This is a genomic window from Bifidobacterium sp. AGR2158 (genome assembly GCF_000424225.1).
Taxonomy (GTDB): domain Bacteria; phylum Actinomycetota; class Actinomycetes; order Actinomycetales; family Bifidobacteriaceae; genus Bifidobacterium; species Bifidobacterium anseris.
Genome location: NZ_AUJM01000012.1, coordinates 427,979 through 441,795 on the forward strand (window position 1 = coordinate 427,979; position 13,817 = coordinate 441,795).

8 protein-coding genes and 1 pseudogene are annotated in these 13,817 nt (G+C 66.2%); 2 read left to right on the top strand and 7 right to left on the bottom strand.

Annotated features, from left to right (window positions below; translation table 11 throughout):
• The first annotated feature begins 1 nt into the window (after position 1).
• Positions 2–1,396, top strand: coding sequence for a ParB/RepB/Spo0J family partition protein (locus tag G606_RS0104525; protein ID WP_026644949.1), 1,395 nt, complete (start codon positions 2–4; stop codon positions 1,394–1,396).
• A 4-nt stretch (positions 1,397–1,400) separates the two neighbouring features.
• On the opposite strand, the gene trxB is transcribed toward G606_RS0104525, so the two are convergent.
• The 4 genes and pseudogenes from trxB to G606_RS0104545 all read right to left on the bottom strand — a co-directional run bounded on the left by trxB (position 1,401) and on the right by G606_RS0104545 (position 9,455).
• The gene (trxB, locus tag G606_RS0104530) at positions 1,401–2,351 is read right to left on the bottom strand and encodes a thioredoxin-disulfide reductase (RefSeq protein WP_026644950.1); all 951 of its coding nucleotides are present in this window, start codon (positions 2,349–2,351) and stop codon (positions 1,401–1,403) included.
• Between the two features lie 138 nt (positions 2,352–2,489).
• Positions 2,490–6,479: pseudogene (locus G606_RS10695) on the bottom strand (lipid II flippase MurJ).
• On the bottom strand, positions 6,476–8,788 hold the full coding sequence (locus G606_RS0104540; protein ID WP_026644951.1) for a DUF6049 family protein: 2,313 nt from the start codon (positions 8,786–8,788) through the stop codon (positions 6,476–6,478). The pseudogene G606_RS10695 and the gene G606_RS0104540 overlap by 4 nt, the downstream one beginning before the upstream one ends.
• Position 8,789: 1 nt before the next feature.
• Positions 8,790–9,455, bottom strand: a complete 666-nt coding sequence (locus G606_RS0104545; RefSeq protein WP_026644952.1) for an NUDIX hydrolase — start codon at positions 9,453–9,455, stop codon at positions 8,790–8,792.
• Between the two features lie 127 nt (positions 9,456–9,582).
• Here G606_RS0104545 and G606_RS0104550 point away from each other — a divergent pair, with 127 nt between their 5' ends.
• On the top strand, positions 9,583–11,007 hold the full coding sequence (locus G606_RS0104550; protein ID WP_026644953.1) for a CCA tRNA nucleotidyltransferase: 1,425 nt from the start codon (positions 9,583–9,585) through the stop codon (positions 11,005–11,007).
• Between the two features lie 120 nt (positions 11,008–11,127).
• On the opposite strand, the gene G606_RS0104555 is transcribed toward G606_RS0104550, so the two are convergent.
• From G606_RS0104555 to rsmA, 3 genes are read right to left on the bottom strand one after another with little or no spacing between them, the layout of a single operon-like run.
• The gene (locus tag G606_RS0104555) at positions 11,128–11,754 is read right to left on the bottom strand and encodes a LytR C-terminal domain-containing protein (RefSeq protein ID WP_026644954.1); all 627 of its coding nucleotides are present in this window, start codon (positions 11,752–11,754) and stop codon (positions 11,128–11,130) included.
• 45 nt (positions 11,755–11,799) lie between these two features.
• Positions 11,800–12,732, bottom strand: a complete 933-nt coding sequence (locus G606_RS09935; protein ID WP_051198535.1) for a 4-(cytidine 5'-diphospho)-2-C-methyl-D-erythritol kinase — start codon at positions 12,730–12,732, stop codon at positions 11,800–11,802.
• Positions 12,729–13,661, bottom strand: a complete 933-nt coding sequence (gene rsmA, locus G606_RS0104565; protein WP_051198561.1) for a 16S rRNA (adenine(1518)-N(6)/adenine(1519)-N(6))-dimethyltransferase RsmA — start codon at positions 13,659–13,661, stop codon at positions 12,729–12,731. Before rsmA ends, G606_RS09935 begins: the two co-directional genes overlap by 4 nt.
• Positions 13,662–13,817 lie beyond the last annotated feature (156 nt).

A 13,817-nucleotide genomic window follows, 5' to 3' on the forward strand; every position in this document is an offset into this window, starting at 1 on the left:
CATGGCATCGAAATCACGTTTGGGCCGAGGACTCGGTGCACTGTTCCCCTCACTGCCCGGCGAACAGCCCGACTCGGTGACGCCGCCCGAGCAGCCGAAGAAGCAGACGCCGAAGCAGCCGACACAGCCGACGCCGGCGAAGTCGCAGCCGAAGCCGGCGAAACAGCAGCAGACGCCGGCCGCCGCGTCAGCCGCCAGTGAGCAGCCGGCCACGCCGGTGTCGCCGCTGAGCTCGACGATTCCGTCGATGGGCACGATGACGCGCCACGGCGAGACCGTCTCGAAGCTCGCCGCGCCGATGACGCTGCAGCCGGAGGCAGCCGAGCATCGTCCTGCGGCACAGACCGCCGAACAGTCGTCGCAGTCGCGCTCGATGTCGGCAACGACCTCATCGTCGTCGCAGAAGCGCGCGACGATGCCGGCGATCGGCGACATGGCGCACCCGAGCGACATGTTCTTCGACGGCACGCCGATCGTCGCGAAGCACGACGCCGCGCCGCAGCAGGAGACAGCCGAGGACGGCCTCAAGCCGGTCGAAGGCGGCTACCTCGTCGAACTCGAGGTCACGCAGATCGGACCGAATCTGCATCAGCCGCGGACCGTCTTCGACGACGAGGAACTGCGCGAACTGTCCGAATCGATCAAGGAAGTCGGCGTGCTGCAGCCGATCGTCGTGCGCAAGCGCCCGGTCGAGCAGATCCGCGCCGCCCATGCGCAGCCGCAGCAGCCGAGCGGCGACCCCTTCGCCGACCGCATGGACAGTGAATACGAACTCATCATGGGCGAGCGTCGTTGGCGCGCGTCGCAGATCGCCGGCCTGACGAAGATCCCGGCGATCGTCAAGACGACGGCCGACGACTACATGCTGCGCGATGCACTGCTCGAGAACCTGCACCGCGTCGCGCTCAACCCGCTCGAGGAGGCGGCCGCCTATCAGCAGATGATCGACGAGTTCGGCCTCACGCAGATGCAGCTCGCACGTTCCGTCTCGAAGTCGCGTCCACAGATCGCCAATACGCTGCGCCTGATGAATCTGCCGGCGAGCGTGCAGAAGACGGTTGCCTCCGGCAAGATTTCGGCGGGACATGCGCGCGCGCTGCTCGGCCTGCCGGACGCCGCGTCGATGGAGGCGCTCGCCAAGCGCATCGTCGACGAAGGTCTGAGCGTGCGCAGCGTCGAGGAAATCGTTTCGATGCAGGCGAGCGACCATCCGAAGAAGCCGAAGACGAACAAGCACAACCCGTGGGCCGGTTCGCCGATTCAGGTCAGCCTCGAACAGCGCTACGGCACGAAGGTCTCGATCAAGGGGTCGGAGAAGCACGGCCGCATCGAGATCGTGTTCTCGTCGCCCGAGGAGATGGACCGTATCATCGGCCTGCTCAACCCGCAGCAGTAACGCCTTAGGCGTCGGCTTCCTCGGCGATCGATTCGAGATAGGTCTGCACGTCGATCGCTGCGCGGCAGCCGGTACCGGCTGCGCTGATCGCCTGCTGATAGACGGGGTCGGCGCAGTCGCCTGCCGCGAAGACGCCGGGCACGTTCGTGCGCGTGCTCGCGCCGTCGACGACGATGTAGCCGTGGTCGTCGAGCGTCAGCGCGCCGCCGAGGAACGCCGTCTGCGGGATCTGCCCGGCTGCGATGAACACGCCGTTTGCGTCGAGCTCACGCTCCTCGCCGGTCTTCACGTCGCGCACATCGATTGACGTGACGGCCTTGCCGTCACCGTTGATGCGCGTGACGACGGTGTTCGTCATCACATCGATCGCCGGATTCTCCATCGTGCGGTCGATCATGATGCGCGACGCGCGGAACTGGTCGCGCCGATGCAGCAGCGTCACCGACGAGCCGAAACGGCTCAGGAATCCGGCTTCCTCCATTGCCGAGTCGCCGCCGCCGACGACGACGATCGGCTTGCCGCGGAAGAAGAAACCGTCGCATGTCGCGCAGTACGAGACGCCCTTGCCGGCGTACTCCTCTTCGCCGGGCACGTCGAGATGGCGGTAATACGAGCCGGTCGCGACGATGACGGCGCGCGCACGGTAGACGTCGCCGCCGTTGCAGTGCACCGTCTTGATCGTCTCGTCAAGTTCGACCGATTCGACGTCGTCGTAGACGAGTTCGGCGTCGAAACGCTCCGCCTGACGCTGCATCGCCTCCATCAGATCAGGGCCGAGCACGCCGTCGGGGAAGCCGGGGAAGTTCTCGACTTCGGTCGTGTTGACGAGCTGCCCACCCGGCGTGAGGGCGCCCGCGATGACGAGGGGTTTGAGGCCCGCCCGTCCCAGATAGATGGCCGCCGTGTAGCCTGCGGGGCCCGAACCGATGATGATGACATCGCGAATTTCACTCATGTCTTCACAATAGATGCGCCCCGTCGATTATTTCGATGTATCTCTGTGGGCACATGCGCTCGTCCCGTGACGCAAGAACGCGGCGGGGCAAGCGACTGCTGCCGCTTGCCCCGCCACGTTGTAGCGACTCAGGTTTCCTTAGAACGCCTGCACCGAGTTGATGTACAGCTGATTGCCCGGCAAGCTGTCGAGCGGCACCCACATGATGATGTCCTGCGTCTCGATCGGCTTCGAGAACTTGACTTCGGTCGTGCCGCCCTCGGCGAAGGTGAATTCGGCCATCTTCTCGCCGCCGGTCGGGTTGTCGGCCGTCGCGTTCGCGTAGACGACACCCTTGCCGCCCGAGGACTGGATCTTGACGACGAGCCGGTCGACGTTTTCCTTGTTCTGCAGATGCAGATAGTAGCCGTAGCCCTGCTGTCCGGCCGGGCGGTCGAGGAACTGCTGCGAGGCGACCGGATAGGCGGTGTTGTTCGGCGCCTTCGACGGTGTCTCGGTCGGCTTCGGCGTCTCGCTCTGCCGATTCGCTGCCTCCGGGGCTTTCACGTCGCCGCCGTTGCGTTCGCCGAAGGGGACGTTGGACAGGTCGGCGTCCGGCCAGTACGTCGTGTCCTGCCTGCCGAAGCCGAACAGCGATCCGCTCGTCGCGATGCTGTGCACGGCGAAGCCGAGCGCGACGAGGATCGCGATGATGCCGACGATGATCGCGGCGCGCTTCTTGCCCTTCTTCTTCGGCTTCGGTTCGGTGACGTTCGACGTCGGCTGCGACTTCGGACGCTCCTGCGGCGCGAAGCTCGGCGGCAGCGCCGGCGCGCCCATAACATAGGTCGCGTCGATGTCCTCGTGCTCCTTGCGCAGTTCGCGCTGCGACTGTGAACCGTCGGGCACGACATTGCCGTTCTCGTCGATCGCCGGCAGATGGCCGGTCGACGACGTCGACGACGACGTGTCGACGGTACCGTCGCGCATCGAGGACACGTCGAGCGGCACCGTCAGACGCGACGGCGTCATCGGCGTCTCCTGGACGGCGTTCGGGTCGAAGGCCGTGAACATCTCGGTCGCGTTGTTCGGCGAGATCTCCGGGATCTTCGCGGCCGTGTCGTCGGTGCCGCCCATGATCGCCTTGCTCTTGTTCCACACCGCCTTGAACGAGCGGCCATTCGCCGCGTCCGCGTCGTCCTTCGCCTCTTGGGTCTCCTCTTCGAGTTCGGCGAGCGATTCGGGGTCGAGCTGCTGAGCCGGGAACATCATCGACGGCATCGTCTGCGACGAGACCATCGAATCGGGGATCGGCAGGATGTCGCCAGGCAGCGCTGGCTGGATCATCGCACGCACGATCGAACATTCGCCGTCGGCGCCGGTCAGCCGCAGATCGTGACGCGTCAGCGCATGCAGCGGCTTGCGCGCGCCGAGCAGCGCGTCCATTTCGGCCATCGTCACGAGCGGCACCGTCGGCTTGTCGCCCTCGTTCAGTTCGAGGCCGCGCTTGACGATGAGACGGAACTCGATCGGCGCGTCCTTGGGCAGCCGGTCGAGCGAGAATCGCGGATGCATCGTCGACGGCGTGCGCGTGAGCATGCCGTAGAGGACGCCGGCGAGTTGACGGATCGCACGGCGTTCGTCGTTATATGAGGCGGGCGTGTTCGCCGTGTCTGCGAGCGCGGCGCTCACCGGGGTATCGGCGAGCTGCACGCCGTTGCGCGTCAGGCGCACCGTGTCGGTCGACAGTGCGCGATGCGTCAGACGGTCGTGCTGCAGGAAACGGATCGCATCCATCGTCTCGCCGATGATCGTGCGCATCGCCTCGTAGCTGAGCGGCGGCGCGCCGGCACCATCGTCGCGCATGTATTCGGTGATTGAGACTCCGCCGTCGAGACGGGTGAGAATGACGGCGATGTCGCCGTCGTGCTGCAATTGGATGACCTGCGTGAAGCGCGGGTCGCGGGACGCGGCGAGCGTGCCGGCGAGCGCATTCGTGCTCGCGAGGACGGCGCGGTTGTTGACGATGAACAGCTGGCAGTCGCGCGACAGAACACGGTCGTTCGACTTCCACACCTGCAGGCCGGCCTCTTCACGCAGCGGTGACACGAGCGTGTATCGGTTGAGAATGGTATCTCCCAGATGAGGCTTCATGGTTTCCCCTGATTCGTAAGGCCGTGCGGATGTGTGCACCGTCATTCTACTGTTCGCGGTGGTCGTCGGCGCCGGCGTGCGCGGACGGTCGGCGGCGAGCGCAATCGGTGCTTCGGCGAGGCCTGCCGGCACCGGCGGGTCGAGCTGCACGAGCTCGTCGATCGGCACCGCCGGTGCGATGCGGCTGAGCTCGGGCATGACGCGCGTGCTGTCGTCGTCATAGGCGTCGGAATCGGCGGCGGCACCATTGGAATCATCAACGATGCCGTGGGCGGCGTCGAACGCGCGCTCCTCGCCGTCGACGGCGTCGACGACGGCCGGCGTTCCCGCCGCGCCCGCGCGGCGCGAAAGACGCGCGCGCAACGCGGCGACGCCCTGCGTGAGCTCCTCGCAGCGCAGCACCCACAGCACGGCCAGATAGACAGCGACGATGACGACGAACAGCACGATCGCCGCGCCGACCGACTCAAGCCAGCCGACGACGCCGGAGCTCGACGGATCGTTGACATGCAGCAGCCGGTAGATCGGCCCCTGCAACGCGAAGCCGATGACGACGCTGACGATCATCGCCGCGAAAGCCTTCAGATAGGTGAGTGCGATGCGGCGGCCGTCGAGCGAGCCGTCGAACCGTTTGCGCAGCATATGCACGAGCGGGATGAAGGACAGCAGATAACTCGCCGACGCGCACAGGCCGACGGCGGTTGCCCAATCGGTCGGCGGAAGGAAACGCGTGCACAGCAGACACGACGACAGCTGCAGCGCGTACATGATCGTCATGAAGACGAAGGGGGAGCGGCCGTCCTCGAAGGCGTAGAACGTGCGTTGGATGATCAGATACGCGCTCGCCAACGGCAGGCAGGCGCACAAGCCCATCAACGGGCCGCAGATGAGGATCGCCTGGTTGACGGAGACGGTCGGCAGCAGAGCGCGCGTGATCGCGAGCGGCATGACGAGGAAGAAGGCTGTGAACAGGAACATGATCGCGCCGACCGTGCGCAGCGCGCCGCTCAGATCGCCGCGCGCGCGTTCGATATCATGATCGGCGATTGCCGACGAGATCTGCGGGAAGATCGCTGTGGCGACCGAGACGGCGATGAGCGAATACGGCAGGATGTAGATCGTGTACGCGTTCTGATAAGTCGCGTTGCCGGCGACGTCGAACTCGCTGAGATGCATCGTACGTGCGGCGACGCCCGGCGCGCCCGTCAGAATGCGCGTGATGATGATGTTGGCGATCTGGTCGATCGCGACGATGCCCATGCTCCACGCGGCGATCGGTCCCATCGTGCGCAGGCCGATGCCGCGCACGCCGAAGCGCAGACGGAAGCGGAAGCCGGCGCGCAGCAGCGGCACGAACAGAATCAGCGCCTGGAACGTGACGCCAAGTGTCCACATGCCGGCCGTCAACGCGATTTTCGGCGTCGTCCACGCGCCGGCCGACGACTGCGAATGGTTGCCGTAGAGCACGATGAACAGGACGAAGCCGAGACAACTGATGAGGTTCGCGCCGACCGAACTCCACGCGTAGGCACCGAATTTGTTCTTCACGGCGAGGATCTGGCCGAGCACCGTGTACAGGCCGTAGAAGAAGATCTGCGGCGTGCACCACAGCGTGAACGCGCACGTCAGGCTGATCAGCTCGGGGCTGCCGCTGACGTACAACCGCGTGATCCACGGCGTGAGCGCGGCCATCAGCACGGTGACGCCGAGCAGCAGCGTGACGGCGAAGGTGACGATCTTGTTGAGCTGCTCCTCGGCGTTGTCGCTGTGCAACGTGCGCACGATGTGCGGCACGAGGACCGCGTTGAAGATGCCGCCGGAGACGAGCGTGTAGATGACCTGCGGGATCATCGAGCCGGCCTGATACGCGTTCGCCGCCAGACCGGTCGTGCCAATCGCCGCTGCGAGCAGAATCGTGCGGATCTGGCCGGTGATGCGGGACGCGGCCGTGCCGGAAGCCATGATCAGCGAATTGCGGCCTACGGAAGAACTCATTCGTCGGGATCCTTCTTGCGGTGGAACTGTCGCCACAGGCCGAGTAGGCCGAGCGCGACGGCGAAGATGATGATGACGAGACCGCTCTTGTCGCTGATCTGCAGCGAACTGGTGATCGACGTCTGCTGCACTGCGCCGAAGAGGTCGCCGTCCCTGTCGGCGAGCTGCTCGCGCGCGACCGCCGTGCCGGAGGTCGTCACGCGAATCGAAATCGACGCCTGCGCCTCGCCGTGCGCCGGCACCGTGATCGGCGTCATGCGCGCCGTGACGATCTCGATCGCGTCAGTGCGCGACGAGATGCGCACGTCGATCGGGAACGGCAGGCTGTTGCTCACCGTGATCGGCATCGACGCCGTCTCCGACAGCACGCTGACGTTGCCCGACGGGTTCAGCGTGATCGCGTCGAAGGCCGCGTCGGCGAGTTCGCGTGCGGCCGTACGCATCGCCGTGCACGACGTCGCATCGCCCTGCAGCGCGAACAGCGCGAGCAGGGCATGGGCATCGAGCAGCCGGCGCGCGTAGGCGGCCTCGGTCAGCCGGGACGTGTCGGAGGTCTCCTGCGGTGCGGGACTCGCGTCGACGGTCGCATGCGCCGTCGCCGTCGCTGCGTCGTCGTTCGATTTCGCTGTGTCGGTGGATGTCGCTGTGTCGGTGGATGTCGCTGCATCGTTCGGTGTCACGGCATCGTTTGGCGTCGCTGTGTCGTTTGATTTCGGCTCGGCCTTCGATTTCTTCGCGCCGCCGTCGCCGTCGCCGAGAATCGACGAGGCGAGTCGCGTCAGGTCATTGCGGCTCGCGCCGAGCTGCACGAGTGTCTCACGGACGGCGTCGACACGACCGCCGGACAGCCCGACGTTCTCATCGATCAGCTGCGGCATCAGATCGGAGGAGACGAGCGAATCCTGCGCCGCGAGGTCGGCAAGCGACGTCAGATCGATCCAGCTCGCGTCGCCGAGCGCATCCATCAGCATGCGCACCTCCTGCGCCGTCGCGTCTTCGCCGAAGCAGACGAGCAGCGTGCGCTGCGCGTACGGCTGCTCCATCTGATAGAACGCGCTCTGCGCGATGAAACGCGCGATGCGACCGGCGTCGGTGCGTTCGGCGCGCGCGTGCTGCGACGACGCGTGCGCGTTCGCGAGGGACGTGAGCAGCGGCTGTGTGCCGAGCACGGTGACGTCGCCATGTTCGGTCGGCGTGCGGTAGACGAGCGTCTGCGCCGTCGCATCGTCGGCGATGTTGAAGTCGCCGGTCGCGATCACCGTGTCATAGCCGGCCCCACGCGCCGCGTCAAGCGCATCCATCGTCCAGCTGTCGGAACCCTGCCATGCGATCGTCGGCGCATCGGCGGACGTGTCGCCGAGCGCGTCGCGCAGTCGTGCGACGGCGCTCGCGGCGCTCCAATCATCGTCGTCGACGCCGGCGCGCGCATAGGCCTGCGGATCGCCGACGCGCGCGTATGCGGTGATGTCGAAACGCGCAGGCTGCATCAGCGCCGTCAGATGCGGCGTGCCGAGCGTCGCGAGCACGGCGGGATCGGTGACGACCTGCAGTTTCGGATACTTCGTGCTCAGCTGATCTTTATCATGCAGCGCCTTGCGTTCGGCGTCGCCGAGCGTCGCGACGGCGGACGCCTGCACATCGCGCGCAGCCGATGTGATGAGCTGCTGCCGCGTCTTCGCATCGGCGTTCCAATCGTACGACGTGAGCGGCATGACGACGCTCATGCCGATTGATGGCGTGCGCACGCCGGCCGCGCCGTCCTGCGAACGCGTGACGTAGGTGTTGAGCGTCGCGCTCGTCGGCTGCGCGTCGCCGCTCTGCGCGGAGTAGAGGATGCGCAGCGGGCGCGGCCCCCACGTCGTGAGCGCGGCGAGCGCGGCGTTGTCGGCGGCGAGCGTGGCGTGCACGCGCACGCGGCCGCCGGCCGGGATCGCCGCGACGCCGACGTGCGCAAGCTCGTGCGTCGTGTCGATCTGCGCGGTGCCGTCCGCCCACTCCTGCACATCGGTGCGCGAGATGAAGTTGTAGTCGGGATTCGTCAGGATGTCGATTGCGCCGGCGTCCATCGGCTGCGTCGTGCGGTTTTCGACGGTGAGCGTCGCGGAGAATCCGGAGGTCGCGGTGATGACGGCGGTGAGCGATTCGACGGCGAGCGCGACGCCGGACGCGTCGTTCGCCGTGGCGTCGCGCTCGTCGGCGGCCGCTTGCGGGATGTGCACGTCAAGCACCGTCGCGATCGCGATGAGCAGCACCAGCAGCGCGCACCAAGCACGACGCCGGGCGTGCGTATTGGTGTGACGTCGATTCACGTTAGCCCTGCCTGTTCAGTTTCCTTGCATACAGCCAAGCTATCTTACGCTCGTTGGGGTAACTGAGCACGTCGTCCAGATCGGCGAAGTCCACCCAGATGGCGTCCTCGGCCTCATGGTCCGGGTCGCCCTCCACCGTCAGTTCGCCGCCGATCTGGCGCAGCGCGAAGTGGTGGACGAGCTTGTGGACGCGTTGGCTGGTTCCGGTAAACCAATAGTCTATCGTGGCGATCGAATCAACGACCTCACCGAGGATACCGGTCTCCTCATGCACTTCGCGCACGGCCGTCTGCTGAGGTGTTTCGCCTTTTTCTATATGGCCTTTCGGCAAACACCATTCGAGGTGGCCGCTGCGTGAATGCCTCGCGATGATTGCGACGCGGCCGCGCGCGTCGAAGACGAGGCCGCCGGCCGAGTATTCGCGCACGATCGGCAGTTCCTGGGCGTCGAGCGACGCGAAGGTCGTCGGACGGTCGCTCGTGCGGCGGCGCGGCATCATCGCCGGCGTCGGCGTGTGCGGGTCGGGTTTCGCCGGCGCCGTGTCCGTCGTGATGTGCAGCGTCTGCGTTTGCGACGTGTACATGAGCGCGTCCGGCTCAAGCGGACTGTGGGCATGGTTGGCCGCAGCGTTGGCAAGCATGCGTGCAACGTCTGCGGGTGTGGTCATGTAGTCCACCTTACTCATGTTTTGCCGCCGATGGGGTGCGGGTATGCTTGAAGGGCAGAAAAGTGCCGGCGGAAACGCCGATGGGACGCGTCCGACGCGTCATGACGATTGCCGGAAAGGGAAACCTGTGGACTTCGAAGTGTGGCCGGAAGCCATTGAGCTGGGAGAGATGTTTGCCGATGCCGGGTACGAGCTCGCGCTCGTCGGGGGTCCCGTGCGCGACCTGCTGCTGCATCGGCCTTCGCATGATCTTGATTTCTGCACGTCGGCGCGGCCCGAGGAGTTCGAGCCGATCCTCAAACGGTGGGGACATGACGGCTTCTGGGACATGGGACGCAAGTTCGGCACGCTCGGCGCGCTGCGTCGGCGTCCCGACGGCACCGAAGTCAAGGTGGAGGTGACGACCTACCGTTCGGATGTGTACGACCCCGATTCGCGCAAACCCGAGGTCAGCTACGGCGATTCGCTCGAGGGTGACCTGTCGCGCCGCGACTTCACCGTCAACGCGATGGCACTGCGTGTGCCGCAGCTCGAGTTCGTCGACCCCTTCGGCGGCGCGAACGACCTGCAGCGCAAGCTGTTGCGCACGCCCGTCGACCCCCGTCAATCCTTCGACGACGATCCGCTGCGCATGATGCGCGCCGTGCGTTTCGTCGCGCAGCTCGGTTTCACGATCGAGGCCGGGACCGCCGAGGCGATCTGCGACATGGGTTCGCGACTCGAGATCGTCTCCGCCGAGCGTGTGCGCGACGAACTGACGAAGATGCTGCTGTCCGACCGCCCGCGCGCCGGCATCGAGGCATTCGTCGATTCCGGACTCGCCGACATCGTCTTCCCTGAAATCCCGGCGCTGCAGCTCGAAATCGACGAACATCATCGCCACAAGGACGTCTTCGAACACACGATGATTGTCGTCGACCGCGCGGTCGCGCTCGAAACAGGTCCCGACGGCCCGGTGCCCGGACCCGACCTCGTGCTGCGCCTTGCCGCGCTCATGCATGACATCGGCAAGCCGAAGACGCGTAAGTTCGAAGCCGGCGGCAAGGTCACGTTCCGCCATCACGACGCCGTCGGCGCCAAGCTCACGCGCAAACGCCTCAAGGCGCTGCGCTTCGACCATCACATCGTCGACGACGTCAGCGAACTCGTCAATCTGCATCTGCGGTTCCACGGCTATGTGGACGAGCCGTGGACGGATGCGGCCGTGCGCCGCTACGTCAAGGACGCCGGGCCGCTCTACGAACGGCTCAACCGGCTCACGCGCGCCGATGTGACGACGCGGAACCGCCGCAAGGAGCTCGTGTTCAGCACGGCGATGGACGAGATGGAGGAACGCGTCCGCGAACTCAAGGAGCAGGAGGATCTCAAGGCGATCCGCCCGGACCTCAACGGCAACGAGATCATCGCCGAACTGGGGATCGAGCCGGGGCCGGAGGTCGGCGCCGCCTACCGGCACATGCTCGACTATCGTCTCGATCACGGCCCGGTCGAGCACGATGTGGCCGTCGCCGAGCTGCATCGCTGGTACGACGAGCGCACGGCCGACCGCTGACGGGCGCGTTTGCGAACATCACCGGGGCGGAACTGACACAGAACGATCGCCAGGACGCCGTTTTGCGAACGCCCCGCACACGACATGCGTGCGGGGCGTTCGCAAAACGGCTGGAGGGACTCAGCCGACCGCCGTATGGTCGGGCGCCTTCGGCAGCGACGTCATCTTGTCCGGCGCCTTGCAGCCTTCGATGTTCGGAATGTCGGAGCCGGTCTTCGGCAGATCCTCGGTCGGCACGAGATCCTTGAACGTTGCGCCGAGGACGACGTCGACGAGCTTGTCGGGACGGTCGTCCATGACCATCTGCGCGTCTTTGAAGTTGCTCGCGAGCGTGTACGCCTGCGGAATCGCGTTCTTGCCGAAGATGATGAGCGTGCGCTCCACCTTCGCGCTGTCGTAGTTGTCGACGCCCTGCACGACGAACTCGCGGTTCTCGAGCGCCTCGGCCACGGCCTGCGCGAAACCGGAGAACTGCGTACCGTTGAGCACGCGCACCGTCACCGAACGGTTGTCCACGTACTTCGGCGTCGAGCCGTCGGCCGCTGGGGACGCGCACGGCGCGGTGCGGCCGTAGTTTGCCGACTCTTTCGTTTGCGCCGTCTGGCCAAGGCCGCCCACATGGAAGAACACGAGCGTCGAGAAGACAAGCGCGACGACGAGCACGACGCCGACGATGCCGAACACGATCGACTGGCGCTTGCGTACGTATGCCTTGCGGGCCTCGCGCGCCCCGTTGTTCTGTGCCATACCTATCCCTTGTTGACGAGGTGTGTGTGGTCTCACCTTATCCCATTATGCTGACGCTGCCGGGTCATCCGCGGCCGCGTCAGCGCGACGTTCCGGCACATGCACGACCGGCGTCACCGGCGCCTGTGCGACGAAAAGTCGGTCGACGGCCTGCGCGTCTAGCCACGCCTGCTCGACCGCGTGCGCGGCGGCGTCGTCGGGCACGAAGGCGCACACCGACGGTCCCGATCCGGAGATGAAGGCGCGTGTCGCGCCGGCGGCCTTCGCCAGTTCGATCGCCACGCCCGAACGCGGATGCAGCGAGACGGCCGCCGCCTGCAGATCGTTCGGCGAACCGTCGCCGCCGAGCACATCGAAGGCCGCGTACACCTCCGGCGTGCTCAGCTGGGCGCGGTAGGCGCCGACGAGCACCCGGCCGTCGTAGCCGTCGGCCCGCAACGCCGTGATGCGCGGATCGTCGACCGACACCGGCGTGACGATCTCGCCGTAGCCCGAGCCGTGCGCGTAGCCGCCGACGAGGCAGAACGGCATGTCCGCGCCAAGCGTCGCCGCGATCGGCGCGAGTCGTTCAATCGGCCAATGCAGATCCCACAGTTCGTTGAGCGCGAGCAACGTGCCGGCCGCGTCCGCCGAACCGCCGCCGAGGCCGGCGCCTACGGGGATGTTCTTCTCGATTGTGACTGCGACGTCCGGGTCGCGTCCGCAGGCCTGCGCCATCGCGAACAACGCGAGCATCGCATGGTTGCGCAGCATGTCGCTGCTCGACGCGGCCAGATCGCCCAGATACTGCCCGGAGATCTCGAGCGAGCAGCCGGCGCCATCGGGACGCTGCTCGAGCGTGACCGTGTCGTAGACGCCGACGGCGCAGTACATCGTGTCGAGGGAGTGGCGGCCGCCCCACGCCTCATGCCGCTCGCCGACGTGCAGTGTCAGGTTCGTCTTCGCCGGGCAGTCGACGCTCACAATCGCGCCGCTCATGCGCCGAGCTCCTTCGCGGCGTCGGCGAGACGCACGAATTCGTCGACGGTCAGCGTTTCGCCACGTCGAGTCGCGTCGATTCCCGCTTTTTCGAACGTGCCTTCCGGCACGACCTTCTTGAGTGCCGCGTGCAGTGTCTTGCGGCGCTGCCCGAAGGCGGCGTCGATGAGCGCGAACACGTCCTCGCGGCTCGACTTCGCCGCCGGAGCCTCGCCCGGCGCGTAGCGGTCGAAGCGCACGAGCGCGGAATCGACATTCGGTGCCGGCCAGAAGACGTTGCGGCCGATCGTGCCGACCGATTTCGCGACGCCGTACCACGCGAGCTTCACGCTCGGCGTGCCGTAGATCTTCGATCCGGGTCGCGCGGACAGCCGATCGGCGACCTCCTTCTGCACCATGACGAGGAACGAACCAAGATTGTCAAATCGTTCAAGCAATGTCAGCAGAATCGGCGTCGCGACGTTGTACGGGAGGTTCGCGACGAGCGTGAACGACGCGTCGTCGGCGAAATCAGGCAGATTCTGCGGCGCGAGCGTCAACGCGTCGGCGCGCACGACGCGCAGACGATCGGCGGCCTGCGGCATGAATTCGCCAATCGTGCGCGGTAGCCGCTGCGCGACGGGCGGGTCGATTTCGACCGCCGTCATCTGCGCGCCGGTTTCGAGAATCGCGAGCGTGAGTGAACCGAGGCCCGGGCCGACTTCGAGCACATGGTCGTCGGCGCCGACGCCGGCTTCACGCACGATGCGGCGCACCGTGCCCGGGTCGATGACGAAGTTCTGTCCGAATTTCTTCGTCGGGCTGATGCCGGCGTCGGCGGCGATGCGGCGGATGTCGGCGGCGCCGAGCAGATGGCCTGCGGCGGATGTTGTTTCAGTGGATGTTGCTGCGGTGGATGTTGCGGACGTTGTCGTTGCCGCGTCGGCCATCGCGGCCGCGCGTTGTTCGTCGTCGTGTGCGCTCATGGGATCTGTCGTCTTTCCTCTGCATCGTCGTTCGTGATCGAACGAGGGTGGATGACTGCGGATGGATTACCTATCGGCTATGGCTGAATGGGGGATGAGTGGAATGGATGGCCGGAACAG